We start from the raw sequence: 15,708 nt of genomic DNA, 5'->3' as shown, positions 1-15,708 counted from the left end.
ATTCTACACTGATAGCCCCTTTGCTGATGTTGAGCAATTTGTTTTTTAGCATACGTTTTTTGAGAGGGGGCAGGTAATCTACAAAAAGTATGCCTTCGATGTGGTCGTATTCGTGCTGAATGATACGAGCCGCCATACCTGTATAAGTTTTTTCGTGTAGATTCCAATTTTCGTCGTAGTAGCGGATATGCACATTTTCTTTACGACTTACATTTTCTCTAATATTGGGAATACTCAAACAGCCCTCTTCCATTGTCCAGAGGTCGCCTGTCTCTTCTACAATGATAGGGTTGATGAATACCTTTTTGAAATCTTTAAGTTCAGGTTCATCTTCCAAAACGGTGCCATCGGTAATAAACAAACGAATACTTTTGCCAATTTGTGGAGCGGCAAGCCCTATGCCGTGAGCATTATACATTGTTTCGTACATATCGGCAATGAGTTCGGAAAGGGGCGTACCCACAGGAATTTCCTCTGCCTTTTTTTTCAAAACGCTATCTCCGTAAGCAACTATTGGTAAAATCATTATTTTTGTGAAGTTAAAATTAAATATCCCAAACGGTTGGATTGTTGGCTTTTCGCAAATATCTGCGAATATTCATAATAAAAGCAAGTATGAGGTAAATGATGATAGGCGAACCCATTGTCAGAAAGGTTGCATAAATAAAAAATAAGCGGATATGTGAAATAGACATTCCCATTTTCTCACCCAAGCGAGTACAAACTCCAAATGCGTGAAATTCTAGAAAACATTTGAACCTCTTGAACATTGCCTACATCAAAAAATGAAACCTAAAAGCAAAATTACAAATTTTTGAAAAAATGCAAAAATATTTTCGTTGCCTTCTTTTATTAGTCCTTTTTTCTGCTTGCAAGGGAGGAAAAGAACTTGCTAAACTCTCACAAAAACAGGTGATTTTGCTTCGCCCCAATCCTTTGGAAATGCACGGCGGACAAGTACGTGGGCAGTTGCAAATCAAACTGCCTACTGAAATGCAGAAACAAATGCTTGCCTACGAGGCACAAGTTATTTTCTATGCTCAAAATTTTACAGGGGAAATTTTGCAAATTTCTTTCAGCAAGAATATGTTGCAAAAAGATACGGCTTTTGCTTTTTGGTATTTGCCCCAAATGGAATACGGCGAAATTTTGCTCAAAGCCAAAATCAAGCAAAAGAAAGGCAAAATGTACGAAACCCCCTATTTCACGATTGGCAAGGGGATAATTACTACGGCTTCGCTTTTTCAGCATAGCCCAGAGCCGTCTTTGTATTTTTATCCTTTTGAAGAGGATAATCTGCTCCAAAAAGGTATAAGTGTTTTCTTTGATGCCAATAGCTCTATTCTTGCTGAAACTGAAAAAAGAAAATTGCAATCTTTTCGAGAGCCTGTAAGAGTGATTGGTTTTTTTTCTCCCGAAGGCAAAGAAAATCAAAATTTTAAGTTGGCACAAAAACGAGCAGAAGCAGTAAAAGACTTTCTTTCGGCTCGCAAACTGCCTGCTCGTATTCAGATACTTAGCTTTGAGGAGTGGAAAAGTTGCTTGAAAAGTTTGCTTGATGAAAATTTGCAAAAGCAAATTGAGCCTTTGGCAAGTATTCAGCCTATTGTAGAAGTTTTGGGGAAGGACGAAAATCAGTTGGTGTATAGAGCTATGCGAGTAGTGAAAGTTGTGCCTGAAAAAGAGGAAAAAATAGCTCCCAACGACACGCTTTCGTGGCTAAATAAATGGGAAAAGCAAGCTGAAGAGAACCCCAATGCCCTTGTACATCATCAAATAGGTACTTGGTATGCCCAAAAGTTTCTGAAAAGCAAAAATCAGGAGTATTTTCTGAAAGCAAACTATCATTTGCAAATGGCAATAAATTTGGGTGGCAAAGGCGAAACTTATTACAATTACGCTTTGCTTTTGCGTAAGCAGAACAATACACAAAAATCAGATAGTTTGCTTAAAATGGCTTCACAAAAAAACTTTACAGATACAATCTTGGTGCAATGGATAAACGAATGGCAGGGTTTGCAGAAGGTAAAAGAGGCTGTTTCGGCAAAAGATAGCCAATATCAGGAGGCTTTACGACTTTTTCAGAAATCGGGCAAAAGTGCCGAAAGCGTCTTTAATCAGGGTTTAATTTATTTGCTCACACACCAATACGATAAGGCTTCCCGTCTTTTTGAGCAAATACAAGACTTTTCGCTTGCTTTGTATGCACGTGCTATTGTGGGTATGCGTAAAGGCAATGAGCAAGAATGTTTGGAGTGGCTTGCCAAGAGCTTTCAGAAAGATAAAAATCTCCGAAAAAAAGCCCAAAAAGATATGGAATTTTGGCAGGTGAGAGAAAATGCCCTTATGAAGTAAGTTGTTTATTGCTTTCTGACAAAAATCATTACAAAAAATTTTTTGCAATCAAGGAAATATGTATTTTTGCGACTGATTTTCCTAATGGTTGAATTTTAAGCATATACAAAATTTATGAACGTACAAATCAGACCTGATGAAATCTCTGCCATTCTGCGAGAGCAACTTTCTAACGTAAAAACTGAAGCTGAATTAGAAGAAGTTGGTACCGTTTTGCAAGTAGGTGATGGGGTGGCTCGTATTTATGGGCTTACCAAAGTGCAAGCAGGAGAGCTTTTAGAATTTGAAAATGGTATCAAGGCTTTGGCTCTAAACTTGGAAGAAGACAACGTGGGAGCCGTTCTTATGGAGGCAGGCGAGGTGAAAGAAGGAGATACCGTCAGACGCACCAAGAAAATTGCCTCTATCAAAGTAGGTGAAGCGATGCTCGGTAGAGTTGTGAATACTTTGGGAGTACCCATCGACGGCAAAGGAGATTTGGTAGGCGATTTGTATGATATGCCTTTGGAACGCAAAGCACCGGGCGTAATTTATCGTCAGCCTGTAAATGAGCCTCTGCAAACAGGTATCAAAGCGATTGATGCTATGATTCCTATTGGTAGAGGACAGCGTGAGCTAATTATCGGCGACCGCCAAACAGGAAAAACAGCTATCATTATTGATACAATCATCAACCAAAAAGAATTTTACGACAGAGGAGAGCCTGTTTATTGTATCTATGTAGCTTGCGGTCAGAAAGCCTCTACGGTTGCACAAATTGTAAAGGCTTTGGAAGATGGTGGTGCGATGCCTTATACCATTGTTGTTTCGGCTACTGCCTCGGACCCTGCTCCTATGCAGTTTTTTGCACCCTTTACAGGTGCGGCAATAGGTGAATATTTCCGCGATACAGGTCGCCCTGCTTTGGTGGTGTATGATGACCTTTCTAAGCAAGCAGTTGCTTATCGTGAAGTTTCGCTCTTGCTTCGTCGCCCTCCCGGACGTGAGGCTTATCCCGGTGATATTTTCTACCTACACTCTCGTTTGTTGGAGCGTGCCGCCAAAATCAATGCTTCTGATGATGTAGCACGCCAAATGAACGACTTGCCCGAATCTTTGAAGGGCAAAGTAAAAGGTGGAGGTTCGCTTACTGCTCTACCTATCATTGAAACCCAAGCAGGGGACGTTTCGGCTTATATCCCTACGAATGTAATTTCTATTACTGACGGACAGATTTTCTTGGAATCTAACCTATTCAATGCGGGTATTCGTCCTGCTATCAACGTAGGTATTTCGGTGAGCCGTGTGGGTGGAAACGCTCAAATCAAGTCTATGAAAAAAGTAGCAGGTACGCTAAAACTTGACCAAGCTCAATTCCGTGAGCTAGAGGCTTTTGCTAAATTCGGCTCTGACCTTGACCCCGCTACCAAACTTGTAATTGAGCGTGGTAGAAGAAACTTGGAAGTTCTGAAACAACCTCAATATTCACCTGTACCTGTGGAGGAGCAAATCGCCATTATTTATGTAGCTACTAATGGCTGTTTGGATAGTGTTCCTGTGGAAAAAGTGAAAGAGTTTGAAAAAGAGTTTTTGGCAAAAATGCGTGTAGAATACAAAGCGATTTTAGAAAACTTGCGTAAAGGCAAATTGGAAGATGCTGATACTGCCAAAATGAAGGAAGTTGCCCTTCAAATGGCTAAAAATTATTGAGCCTGACAAGACCTATGGAAATGCAAAATTTTCATAGGTCTTTCTTTGCAAAATAGTCAGTTATACGCACTACTCATTACTCTGTACTCATTACTCTATACTCTGTACTAACCTATGCCTTCATTAAAAGAGATACGCAACCGCATAGCCACCGTAAATTCAACACAGCAAATTACCAAAGCTATGAAGTTGGTGGCGGCTTCCAAGCTCCGCAAAGCCCAAGATGCGATTACGCAGATGCGTCCTTATGCTGAATCTTTGAATAAAATTTTAAGCAATCTTTCGGCAAGCTATACAGGCGAAATAGAAAGCCCATATTTGCAAGAACGCCCTGCCGAAAAGATTTTGCTCATCATCAATACTTCGGATAGAGGCTTGTGTGGCAGTTTTAATAGCGGTATTCAAAAATTTGCTTACAATATTATTCAAAACGAATACGCCTCCCAACTCTCCAAAGGCAATGTGCATTGCTTGTGTTTGGGTAAAAAAGGAAAAGATTTTTTTGCTAAAAGAGGCTTTCAGATTATTGGCGAAGAGCATACCGATATTTTCACTCGTTTGAGTTTTGAAAATGTCAAGAAAATTGGAGATTTTGTCTTAAAATTGTATGCTGATGCCAAATATGATAAGGTAGTTTTGATTTACAACGAGTTCAAAAATGTGGTAACACAAATTTTGAAACAGGAAACCTTTTTGCCTTTGCAAAAAAGTACCGCTCAAACCCAAACCGAAGGTGGAGATTATATTTTAGAGCCTTCTGCTGAAGAAATTATCCAAGACCTCATTCCATACTCTTTGAAAATAAAACTTTACCGAGCTATTTTGGAGTCCAATGCTTCGGAGCAAGGAGCCAGAATGACTGCAATGGATAAGGCTACCGACAACGCCAATGAACTTATCAAGCAATTACGTTTGGAGTACAATCGCTCACGTCAGGCGGCTATTACCAAAGAAATTTTAGAAATTGTGGGTGGTGCAGAAGCCCTCAAAGAAGGTTAAGACTCATACAGGCTCAATTTTGTCGGTAGGGGGCAATTTGAGCCGTCTTAAATTTTACAGAAATGCTTACCCAAATCCTTTCTGCCAAGCAAGTACATCAGAAAATTAGACGTTTAGCCTATCAAATTTACGAAAATCATTTTGAGGAAACCGAAATAGTGCTTGTAGGCATTGAGAATATGGGTTTGCATTTGGCGTATTTGTTACATAAAGAAATACAGGCGGTTTCGCCACTCAAAGTAAGGCTTTGCAGTCTGAAATTAGATAAAACAGCCCCTCTCTCACAACCTATTCAAATTTCGGAAGATATTGCCAATTTGGCTCATAAAAGCATTATCTTGATAGATGATGTGCTTAATAGTGGTAAAACGATGTTTTACGCTTTCAAACCCTTCTTTGAAATTCCTATCAAAAGTTTGCAGACTCTTGTGCTGGTAAATAGGGATAACAAGCTGTTTCCTATCAATCCTGACTATGTAGGCTATTCGCTGGCTACTACCTTACAAAACCACGTGAGCGTTGTTTTAGACGAGGAAAGTAGATTGGGAGTATATTTAAGCTAATCGTAATGTTTAGGTCTAACGCAGTATGGAAACAGGAAATAAGAAGCAGGAAACAGGATTTAGGACAATAGATATTTAGTACGGAGTAAAACTTTTACATCAGACTCTTGAGCTTTTGAAACTTTTGAACGTAAATAATTACAGCTAATAAAAAAGGTTAGCAGTTGCTAACCTTGGAAATTTGAGATGTTAAGAAGCTCTACGCCATACGTTATGATGAGAAACCTTGCCATATTCGGTGAGAATTGCCTCAATTTGCTCAGGCGTGGCTCCCAAACTGCTAAAAATATTTTTTAGCTTTTGGGTGGTTTCTTCAAATAAATTATGCCATTTAGCAGAGAACGGGTCTCCATCGGTTACCTTCAAAGAAGGTAAATTCACTTCTTGCAAGAGGGCTATTTTAAGCAATTGTACTTTGGTTTTATGCCCTACTTTGTCCTCGGGAACGTGCTTTTGGAAACTCCAAAGCAAGTTTTCAATGTCATTCATACTGAGGTTCATACACGTAGAAGTTTTAGCTGTTGGTATTGTAAGTGGTATAGTGTCTTTTGTTTTTGTAGTACCCTTTTATCTTATTTACGAAAACAGAAGGCAAAAAAGTTACATTGGTGTAAGTTTTGGTGTAATAAAAAAGAGATTGATTTCGTTTTTTTTGAATAAAACTGCTTTTGATTGCAAAAAAAATTTTTTAAGTCTTGTAATAATTTTCCGAAATTACATCAAATTTTATACCAAAAATTTTCCACAGAATTTCTTGGAGGAAAATTTGCTTTTCAGCCAAACTTGAATTAAATTAGGAATACTTTCTGCAAATTAGCTACGAGCATTTATGGCTTACTATTTCTTACGAGATGAGCTTTTTTTCCCACCTGTACATATTGCCAGCCGAGAGGGAATTGTGGCAGTAGGCGGAGATTTATCGGTAGAAAGATTGTTGCTTGCGTATCGTTCGGGGATATTTCCTTGGTTTTCGGAAGGAGAGCCTATTATTTGGTGGTCGCCTGAACCCCGTTTTGTGCTGTATCCTGCTTGTGTAAAGGTATCCAAAAGTATGAAACAACTTTTCAAGAAAAAGGCTTTTTCAGTAACTATGGATAAGGCTTTTGAAAAAGTGATTACAAATTGCCAAAAAATAAAAAGAGAAGGGCAGTATGGAACTTGGATAACCCCTGAAATGAAAAGTGCCTACATAGAACTGCATCAGTTGGGCTATGCTCATTCCGTTGAGGTTTGGCAGGAAAATAAACTGGTGGGAGGTTTGTATGGAATTGGCTTGGGAAGTATTTTTTTTGGTGAATCTATGTTTTCTAAAGTGAGCAACGCTTCCAAATATGGCTTTATCACTTTATGTAAAATTTTAGAGAAAAATAATTTTGAACTCATTGATTGCCAAGTACATACTGAGCATTTAGAAAGTTTAGGGGCAGAGTTTATACCTCGTCAGCAGTTTGTGCAAATAGTGGGTGAAAAAGCTCAAAAAGATTGCTTTAAGGGAGATTGGGGAGAAATGTTTGGCAAAGATTTGGCAGAAATAGAGATTGTATGAATGAAAATTTAGCTACTTACACCAAACAGCAACTTGCTTTACGCAACGGACAAGACCGCCCCGAAATATGGGTAGCTTATAATGGTTTCATTTATGATGTTTCACGCTCACGCCTTTGGCGAGAAGGCAAACATTACGAGCATTGGGCAGGGCAAGACCTCACCCAAGAACTGGCTGATGCCCCACACAGCGAAAAAGTTTTTGAAAAGTTTGAGATAGTTGGTAAGCTAAAAAGTTAATTGGGCTTATGAGCATTGAGGGCTTCGCGTTGAACGAAGCCCTCAATAGTTACAGAAATGCACTATGAAAAGGTAGGTCTATTTTTTAGTTTGCTGATTATCATTGTTTTCTTTCAAAAGTTCGGGAGCTATTTCGGCAAGCTCTTTTTCTACATTGCGTAAATCTTCGCGTACAAGCCTATGCGTATGCTCATCTAAATCTTTGTTTTTCAAGATGTTGAGCAGACGCTCTCTATCTGCTAAAAGTTTTTCTTTGTTGATGTGTATCATAATGCTTTTTCATTTAGGTTCTATAAACAATTGAGATTCAGATACTTGCTTTGGAGCAAGGTAGCGAAAGACTAACTTGAAATTTGTAACCCAAATTAAAGTTTTTTTTGAATATTACACCACAATTTTGCAAGATTTTTTTTCAAAGAATAGCTTGGCATAGGATTTGCTGATTAGGCTTTTCTTAAAAATTTAAGCGACCACATCACGAGCAGTGATGCGGTCGCTAGGGGTTACTTTGCAAAGATAAATTTCTTTTCTAAAACAACGAGAGCATAAGTTAGTAGTTTTCTGCTAACTTTCTGCCATAAACGGATATTTGTAATCGGTGGGTGGAACAAAAGTTTCTTTGATGGCACGGGCAGAAGTCCAACGCAAAAGATTGAGCATAGACCCCGCTTTGTCGTTTGTTCCTGATGCTCTTGCACCACCAAAGGGTTGTTGCCCTACTACTGCTCCTGTGGGCTTATCGTTGATGTAGAAATTTCCTGCCGAATGTCGCAAACGCTTGCTTGCCAAATCAATAGCGTAGCGGTCTTGGGCAAAGATAGCTCCTGTAAGGGCATAGGGCGAAGTTTTATCTACCAGCGTAAGCACATCTTCAAAATTTTCGGGCTGATACACATATACGCTAAGCACAGGACCGAAAATTTCTTCTTGCATCGTAATATACATAGGGTCTTGTACTTGCAAAATGGTAGGCTCAATGAAATACCCTTTGGTTTTGTCGTAATTGCCGCCTGCTATTATGCTTACTCCGTCTTTTTTGGCTTGCTCAATGTACCCTGTAATTTTATCAAAGGCTTTTTCATCTATCACAGCATTGACAAAGCAAGAAAAATCTTCCACACTTCCCATTTTGATTTCTTTCAAATCGGCAAGCATATAATTTTTCACCTCCTCCCAGATACTCGCAGGTATGTAGGCTCGGGAAGCCGCCGAGCATTTTTGCCCCTGATACTCAAAAGCACCACGAATAAGTGCCGTAGCCAAGGCTTTGGTATCGGCAGAATGATGAGCCAAGACAAAATCTTTTCCGCCTGTCTCGCCTACAATGCGAGGGTAGGTCTTGTATTTGGCGATGTTTTCGCCTATGGTTTTCCATATTCTTTGGAAAGTACCTGTTCCTCCTGTAAAATGAATACCTGCAAAATCGGGGTGAGAGAAAATTACCTCGCCTGCAGTAGGACCATCTACAAAAACCAAGTTGATAACACCATCAGGGACGCCCGCTTCTCTAAATACTTTCATTAGTACGTGAGCTGAATAGATTTGCGTTTCGGCGGGTTTCCACACAACACAATTCCCCATCATAGCAGGTGAGGTAGGCAAGTTGCCTGCAATAGCTGTAAAATTGAAAGGAGTAAGGGCAAAAACAAAACCCTCTAAGGCACGATGCTCTACTCTATTCCAAATGCCTGCCGAAGAGATAGGTTGCTCACGATAGATTTGCTCCATAAATTTCACGTTGAAGCGAAGGAAATCAATAATTTCACAGGCAGAGTCAATTTCAGCTTGGAATACACTTTTAGATTGCCCCAGCATTGTTGCGGCATTGAGCTGGTAGCGATATTTGGACGAAATAAGTTCGGCGGCTTTCAGAAAAATGCTTGCCCGATGCTCCCAACTCATATTTTCCCATAACTCTTTGGCATTGAGAGCGGCACGAATAGCACGCTCAACCTCCTCTTTGCCGCCTTTGTGGTAGTAACCCAAAGTGTGGCTCAATTCGTGAGGGGGAGCAATACGCTTCCGATTGTCCGTGCGTACCTCCTCGCCACCAATAAACATTGGAATATCTAATTCTTTGCTTTTTAGCTCTTGAAGTGCTTTTTTCAAAAGTTCTCTTTCTTTAGTGCCCGGTGCATAGCTATACACGGGTTCATTTTTGGGTTCAGGAATTGTGAAAATACCGTAGTGCATACAAAAAATTGACTTTAAGGTTGTTTCAAAACACAAAGTTAGCAAAAATTATTCCCATTCACAATGAGCAAAATCATCGCTTTGAGAAGAAAAATGAAAGCATTGCTAATACAAAATCCTAAATTTAATGGTGTTTTCAATGCGTTTTAGGTCGGTTATTACATCTTTGCTGTACTCTTTATCAATATCTGTGATAACATAGCCAATTTCCTCGTTGGTTTTGAGGTACTGCCCCAGAATATTGATTTGATGATTTGCCAGCACTTGGTTGATTTGGGCAAGAATACCTGCTGTATTTTTATGAATATGCAAAAGTCTGTGAGCATCTTTTTGGGCAGGAAGTTGCAAATTGGGCATATTGACACTGGCATAGGTGCTACCTGTGTTGATGTAGTCAATGAGCTTTTGAGGAACATACTCACCGATATTTTCTTGTGCTTCTTCGGTACTACCGCCAATATGAGGGGTAAGAATTACATTAGGCAAACCTCGCAGTTGGCTGATAAATTCCTCATCATTATTTTTAGGCTCGTAAGGAAAGACATCTATCGCCGCTCCCGCAATTTTACCATTTTTTATATTTTTCACAAGAGCCTCAATATCAACAATATGTCCGCGTGCCAAATTCAAGAAAATCACACCTTCCTTCATCAAATCAAATTCTTTTTCGCTTATCAGGTTGGCATTTTCTTTTCTGCCATCTACGTGTAGGCTTACAAAATCAACTTCTTGCAAAAGTTCATCAAGGCTACTGGCTTTGCGGGCATTTCCCAAAGCGAGTTTATCCACAATATCATAAAAATACACTTGCATACCCAAAGCCTCTGCCACTACCGAAAGTTGCGAACCAATATTACCATAGCCTACAATGCCCAATTTTTTACCCCTAATTTCACGACTATTTTTGGCAGATTTATCCCATACGCCCTGGTGGGTGAGATTGCTCTTTTCAAAAATTCGTCTGGTGAGCATAATCATCTCACCGATAGCCAGTTCTACTACACTTCGGGTATTGCTGTAAGGGGCGTTGAATACTGCCACGCCTTTGTGCATACTGGTTTTCAAATCTATTTGATTGGTGCCGATACAAAAAGCACCTATGGCTATGAGTCTTTCGGCATTTTCCAGTACTTTGGCAGTAACATTGGTTTTGGAACGTATGCCCAAAATAGAAACCTCTCGGATAGCCTCACACAATTCGGCTTCGTTGAGGGCAGTTTTGAGCAGTTCTACTTGGTAGCCTTCTTTTTCAAAAATGGCTTTGGCTTTGGGGTGAATATTTTCCAAAAGCAAAACTTTGATGCGATGCTTGGGATAAGATACTTGCATAGGCAATTTGTGTAAGAATAGAAATTCATCTAAATTTGGTAGAACATAATCGGCTTTGGCAGTAACGCTTTCGCGTTTGATATTTTCGGTAAAAGCATAAAACTGGTTGGCAAGACCTGCCTCACGCATTTGGTAGTCGGTGTAGCCATCTCCAATAACATACACTTCCCCTTCAAGATTTAAGGCTTTGAGTTGAAGCACTTTGCCTTCGTTTTGAGCAAGCAAATGGCTGGTATCGTAGCCAATGATATTTCCATTTTCATCAAAAAGGAAAGTATTGGCAAAAACATTTTCGGGCTTTATGCCGTATTCGCTCACAATAGGCACAATAAACTCCCGAAAGCCGCTGGAAATAATCAGGATATTATTAGCAAACTGCTCAAAAAACTGTTTGTTTCGCTGTATAGAAGGGGATACTTTGGTTTTCAGAAACTCAATGAGAGCTTCAATGTGCTTTCGGTGTGCAGAAAGCAGAGCTACCCGCTCACGCAAGGCATCGGCGAAAGAAATTTTCCCTTCCATACCTGCGTGGGTGATTTGCTCAATTTGAGCTATGCGTTCTTTACCATCGGGGGCATCTTGCAAGGCGATACGAGCCAACTCATCAAGTCCTTCTACTTGTGTAAAAGTACTATCAAAATCAATGATAATATAGCTTTTCAAGGTGGTTGAGGTTTTTTAAGCAAATTTAGACAAAGAAAAGTATTGAAAAATAAAAATTTGTTGATTTTTTTCAAAAATACAAAAGCCGAGCATAAAACTCGGCTTTTGGGTTATCATAGCGGGTAAGCAATTACTTTGCAGGTTGGCAAAGGTCAATTACTTTCAACATAGTTTCTTTTGCGAAATCTACGTTTACGTAATCAGTAGCTTTCCACTCTGCACCTTTTTTAGAAGACTTTTTCCAGAAATCTAAATCCATAGCAGTAGTGAAGTTCTTTTGGAAATGTTTTACTTGGGTGTTCAACACTTCGTTAAGTTCTTCTACTGATTTTACTTGGGCAACACGGATAAGAGAATCGAACCAGTTGCTAGCCAAATTTTCTTGAGCTTCTACTGCTTCTTTAATGAAGTCAGGAGCATTGTCAAGACCTACGGTTTTTTTCACGTTAGCAAAAGCTTCTTTCAAAGTGTTTTTTACTTTTACAAGAGCTTCTTGGTTTTGCTCAGCCATTTTGTTTACAGCTTCAGTAGCCGCGTTTTTTGCAGTTGCCATAATGGTATGGTTTAAGGGTTAGACAAATCTTTTTTTCAAAATTTCTGATACAAAATTACAATACCCCCAAAAACCATACAAGCAAATTAGCATTTTTTTTGTATTTTTTTGTAAAATTTTTCCAAAAATTGACTTTTTTCAACTATTGAATTGTACTATTTTTATACAGACCAAATATTATTCTGCTTGCATAATACACTTCAAGCATTTTCCTGAATAAAATCCAGCAAATCTTCCATTTTGGCTAAAATCAGGATATTTTCGGGAGTATCCAGCCCTTGTCCTATGACCTGACTGCCCGTGAGAACGATTTTACTTTCAGGAAAACTTCTTGAAATTTCATAAATATACTGCTGTATTTGGTGAAAAGAAGGGGTAGAAGTTATCACACTGAAAAGAAATTCGGGTTGGTAGATTTTGTAAGCCTCTTGGAGGTCGTTAAGCGGTACGGTCTGACCTAAATAGATAGTTCTTTGCTTTCGGCTACGCAAAATATAGTTGGTAAATAGTAGTGAAAGTTCGTGCCATTCGCCTTCGGGTAAGAAAAGCATATATTTTTTGCCTTCGGTATAATTGGGTTTGAGGCTATCAATGGCTACAATTATTTTTTGTCGTATCAGATGAGAAATAAAATGCTCTTGAGCAGGATTGATAGTGCCTGCCAGCCACAAAATGCCAATTTTTTGCAAAAAAGGGAAAATTACCCGAAGCATAGTATTTTCAAAGCCCATTTGTTTGAGGCTCTGCGAAAGCAGATACTCAAAGCGTTCTTCGTCCAAATCCATCATACAGAGCGTAAAAGCCTGAATTTTGTCTTGGGCATCAGTAGATTTTTCTGTAAGGCGGATAAGCTCGGTACGCAGTTCTTCTGCCGACATTTGGGCAATATGCGAAATTTTATGCCCGTGTTTATTAAGTACCGAAATGTTGAGAATGAGTTTGAGGTCAAAATCGTCATAATAACGAATGTTGGTATCGGTACGTTTGGGTTTGAGAATATCGTATCTTTGTTCCCAAACACGCAAGGTGTGGGCTTTGATACCTGAAAGGTTTTCTACATCTTTAATAGAATAGTAACTCATAATTTGGATAGCTCATAAATTTTTCATTAAAAAATATGATGTTGTTTGAATGAAAACTATTTGCAGAAAAAAATGTTTGTCAGAAAACAAAAAAACATCAACCAAAGGTTGATGCCTTTACTGCACCTGTTTAAGATACACACCTGTTTGTATGAAAAAACTACTTTTTTATGATAGCTCTTTTCTTGTATTACGTAGAAATGTGTATAAAGTTTCACAAAAGGTATAATTTTTTTCAAAAACTTATGTAAGATTTGAAAAGGGCTTTCCTGATTTTTTGCAAAATTGTTGCCATTAGTCCCTATAAGAAACTATTGCCTTACACAAGGCTCTTGTAATACATTGGTGCATTATACATAAAAATAAAAAATTTGAACCGAAATGGCTCGGTTTTTGTTACTAATTTAGTAAATTAACCACCAAACTTGTACGCTTATGAAAAGGCATTGGGTATACTACGTTTTGCTTGCGTTTGGTGCTTTCTCTTGTGCTTCGCAAGGTAGGCTCGTTTCGCAAGGCGATGAATATGATGACGTGTATTTTGTAGGTGATGATGTAAAAAAAGCAGAAGTTCGCCAAAATCAAAGAGTTTTGGAAAATGACGGCTTGACAAGCGATGCCTACAATAGCGAATACGACCAAAGACCTATCAGCAATTTTAGCAATCCCGATGCTTTGGATTATCCTGTTACGCAAGGTGGCAGTTTGTATGTACCAATGAACAGCCAAAGTGCCAATTGGAATAATTACAATTCTTGGAACGATAATCGTTGGAATAGCTGGAATAGTTGGAACACTTGGAATAATTGTTGGAGTTGTAATAGCTGGGGGTATGGTTGGAACTCTTGGAATAACCCTTATTGGTATGGCGGCTGGAACAGCCCATATTGGTATAATAGCTGGAATAATCCTTATTGGTATGGTGGAGGTTGGGGCAATCCTTATTGGAATACAGGTTGGGGCAACGGTTGGTACATAGGTTATAGCTATGGTTGGAACTCTTGGAATAGACCTTGGGGTTGGAATAGTGGTTGGGGCAATACTTGGTCTTGGAACGATAACCGCACTCCCCAAAATGTTTATGTAGGTCCGCGTGCTTCGGCTGGCAGAGGTAGCAATTTCATCAGAAACAATCCTAATCCAAGATTGCAACCCAATAGCAATAATAATAACGATGATAGCAACCAAGGAGGTAGAGTGATTACAGGTGGTAGAACAAGAAACTACTCATCTGATACCTACACGCCTACACAAAGCAATGAAGTTCGGACAGGTAGAATAAAAACAGAAAGAACTAATACCAACTCTGAACGCTACAATAATTCCAATTCATCGGAGCGTTATAGGAGCGAAAGCAACAATAGAACCTCTTGGGGCAGTAGAAGCAATTCTAATAATTCGTCCTCCTCTTGGAGTAGCGGTAGAGAGAGAAGTTCCTCTTCGGGAAGTTTTAGTAGCGGAAGAAGCAGTGGCTCATCAGGCGGAAGTTCAGGAGGGGGTAGAACAGGCGGCAGAGGAGGAAGATAAGCAAACGATTGTTATACATAAAGGCGAGATTTTACTCGCCTTTTTTATTTTTTCTGTAATGAGTTTCTAAATCAGGAATTTTCCAAGCATTTTCCAAGTAAAACTCTCCAATACGTATGCGACAAAGGCTTTTCAGATAAGCCCCTACACCCAACTTTTCGCCTATATCCCTCACCAAACTACGAATATAAGTGCCTTTGGAGCATACAACACGAAACTCTATTTCAGGGAAATTTTCTGCATTTACAATTTCCAGTTCGTAAATATGTATTTTTTTAGGAGTGATTTCTGTACTCTCTCCTTTACGAGCAAGTTCGTACAGCCGCTTTCCATCTTTTTTTACAGCGGAATAAATAGGAGGTGTTTGCTCAATTTCTCCCAAAAATTCGGAAAGTATCTTTTTTACATCTTGAGCTTTCAGGTGGCTGGTATCTGTTTCGGAATTAAAAGCTGTTTCTAAATCTATGGAGGGAGTAGTTTTGCCCAAAACCAAAGTCCCTGTATATTCCTTTTCTTGGGCTTGGTACAAGGGTATTTCTTTGGTTTTTTTTCCTGTACAAAGTATAAGCAAACCCGTAGCAAGTGGGTCTAACGTACCTGCGTGTCCTATTTTAGCAACTTTTAAGAGATATTTGACTTTTTTGAGGGCTTGAAAAGAAGTCCAACCATAGGGTTTATTTATCAGAATGATTTGGTTCTCTTGCATATTTTACCAATTTTGTAAATGTTTAGGTGTAATTTGTAGTTTAGAAACAGGAAACAGGATTTAGAACATTGGATATTTTGACGGAGTAAAACTTTTACCTCAAACGCTTGAACATTTGAACTTTTTGAACATAAATAATTACCAATTTTTTCAATAAAAAAAGCCTCAAAACTGAATTTTGAGGCTTTGGGGTGGAGTTTGAGGGATTCGAACCCCCGACCCTCTGCTTGTAAGGCAGATGCTCTGAACCAGCTGAGCTAAAAC

General features: G+C 39.1%; 16 protein-coding genes and 1 tRNA gene. 7 read left to right on the top strand and 10 right to left on the bottom strand.

Going from position 1 to position 15,708, the window contains the following annotated elements; translation table 11 throughout:
* Together def and ACWITO_RS03405 are read right to left on the bottom strand one after the other, a co-directional pair.
* A partial coding sequence (gene def / locus ACWITO_RS03410; protein WP_448528604.1) for a peptide deformylase occupies nt 1–526 on the bottom strand: 526 nt, incomplete at its 3' end.
* A 19-nt stretch (nt 527–545) separates the two neighbouring features.
* Entirely contained in the window at nt 546–770 is a 225-nt protein-coding gene (locus ACWITO_RS03405) for a PspC domain-containing protein (protein WP_448528603.1), read from the bottom strand.
* A 52-nt stretch (nt 771–822) separates the two neighbouring features.
* Between ACWITO_RS03405 and ACWITO_RS03400 the strand changes: the two genes are divergently transcribed.
* The 4 genes from ACWITO_RS03400 (at nt 823) to ACWITO_RS03385 (ending at nt 5,606) form a co-directional block, all read left to right on the top strand.
* Nucleotides 823–2,355: an OmpA family protein gene (locus ACWITO_RS03400; RefSeq protein WP_448528602.1), complete on the top strand. Its 1,533-nt coding sequence runs from the start codon at nt 823–825 to the stop codon at nt 2,353–2,355.
* A gap of 114 nt (nt 2,356–2,469) precedes the next feature.
* Entirely contained in the window at nt 2,470–4,044 is a 1,575-nt protein-coding gene (atpA, locus tag ACWITO_RS03395) for a F0F1 ATP synthase subunit alpha (protein WP_448528601.1), read from the top strand.
* 114 nt (nt 4,045–4,158) lie between these two features.
* Nucleotides 4,159–5,043 (top strand): ATP synthase F1 subunit gamma, encoded by an 885-nt coding sequence (gene atpG, locus ACWITO_RS03390; RefSeq protein WP_448528600.1) that lies wholly within the window; start codon nt 4,159–4,161, stop codon nt 5,041–5,043.
* Nucleotides 5,044–5,105: 62 nt separating this feature from the next.
* A complete protein-coding gene (locus ACWITO_RS03385) occupies nt 5,106–5,606 on the top strand; it encodes a phosphoribosyltransferase family protein (RefSeq protein WP_448528599.1) in 501 nt (166 codons plus the stop codon).
* A 189-nt stretch (nt 5,607–5,795) separates the two neighbouring features.
* Here ACWITO_RS03385 and ACWITO_RS03380 read toward each other — a convergent pair whose 3' ends face one another.
* Nucleotides 5,796–6,107, bottom strand: a complete 312-nt coding sequence (locus ACWITO_RS03380; protein WP_448528598.1) for a hypothetical protein — start codon at nt 6,105–6,107, stop codon at nt 5,796–5,798.
* Between the two features lie 328 nt (nt 6,108–6,435).
* Here ACWITO_RS03380 and aat point away from each other — a divergent pair, with 328 nt between their 5' ends.
* Nucleotides 6,436–7,152: a leucyl/phenylalanyl-tRNA--protein transferase gene (gene aat / locus ACWITO_RS03375; RefSeq protein ID WP_448528597.1), complete on the top strand. Its 717-nt coding sequence runs from the start codon at nt 6,436–6,438 to the stop codon at nt 7,150–7,152.
* Nucleotides 7,149–7,391 carry a cytochrome b5 domain-containing protein gene (locus tag ACWITO_RS03370; protein WP_448528596.1) on the top strand — a complete coding sequence of 81 codons (243 nt, stop codon included), beginning with the start codon at nt 7,149–7,151 and terminating at the stop codon, nt 7,389–7,391. The genes aat and ACWITO_RS03370 overlap by 4 nt, the downstream gene beginning before the upstream one ends.
* A 78-nt stretch (nt 7,392–7,469) precedes the next feature.
* Here ACWITO_RS03370 and ACWITO_RS03365 read toward each other — a convergent pair whose 3' ends face one another.
* From ACWITO_RS03365 to ACWITO_RS03345, 5 genes are all read right to left on the bottom strand, one after another.
* On the bottom strand, nt 7,470–7,661 hold the full coding sequence (locus ACWITO_RS03365) for a hypothetical protein (protein ID WP_101359252.1): 192 nt from the start codon (nt 7,659–7,661) through the stop codon (nt 7,470–7,472).
* A 294-nt stretch (nt 7,662–7,955) separates the two neighbouring features.
* On the bottom strand, nt 7,956–9,584 hold the full coding sequence (gene pruA, locus ACWITO_RS03360; RefSeq protein ID WP_448528595.1) for an L-glutamate gamma-semialdehyde dehydrogenase: 1,629 nt from the start codon (nt 9,582–9,584) through the stop codon (nt 7,956–7,958).
* Between the two features lie 105 nt (nt 9,585–9,689).
* Nucleotides 9,690–11,576, bottom strand: a complete 1,887-nt coding sequence (gene serA / locus ACWITO_RS03355) for a phosphoglycerate dehydrogenase (RefSeq protein ID WP_448528594.1) — start codon at nt 11,574–11,576, stop codon at nt 9,690–9,692.
* Nucleotides 11,577–11,706: 130 nt separating this feature from the next.
* Nucleotides 11,707–12,129 carry a hypothetical protein gene (locus ACWITO_RS03350; protein WP_448528593.1) on the bottom strand — a complete coding sequence of 141 codons (423 nt, stop codon included), beginning with the start codon at nt 12,127–12,129 and terminating at the stop codon, nt 11,707–11,709.
* Between the two features lie 200 nt (nt 12,130–12,329).
* Nucleotides 12,330–13,211 (bottom strand): MerR family transcriptional regulator, encoded by an 882-nt coding sequence (locus tag ACWITO_RS03345; protein WP_448528592.1) that lies wholly within the window; start codon nt 13,209–13,211, stop codon nt 12,330–12,332.
* A 435-nt stretch (nt 13,212–13,646) separates the two neighbouring features.
* Between ACWITO_RS03345 and ACWITO_RS03340 the strand changes: the two genes are divergently transcribed.
* Nucleotides 13,647–14,738 carry a hypothetical protein gene (locus ACWITO_RS03340; RefSeq protein WP_448528591.1) on the top strand — a complete coding sequence of 364 codons (1,092 nt, stop codon included), beginning with the start codon at nt 13,647–13,649 and terminating at the stop codon, nt 14,736–14,738.
* 31 nt (nt 14,739–14,769) lie between these two features.
* On the opposite strand, the gene truB is transcribed toward ACWITO_RS03340, so the two are convergent.
* A complete protein-coding gene (gene truB / locus ACWITO_RS03335; protein ID WP_448528590.1) occupies nt 14,770–15,444 on the bottom strand; it encodes a tRNA pseudouridine(55) synthase TruB in 675 nt (224 codons plus the stop codon).
* Nucleotides 15,445–15,636: 192 nt separating this feature from the next.
* Nucleotides 15,637–15,708: transfer RNA gene (locus ACWITO_RS03330), tRNA-Val, on the bottom strand.

The organism is Raineya sp., from assembly GCF_053497555.1.
Note: the sequence above shows the minus strand (reverse complement) of the source record. Positions and strands in the feature narration are given on the sequence as shown.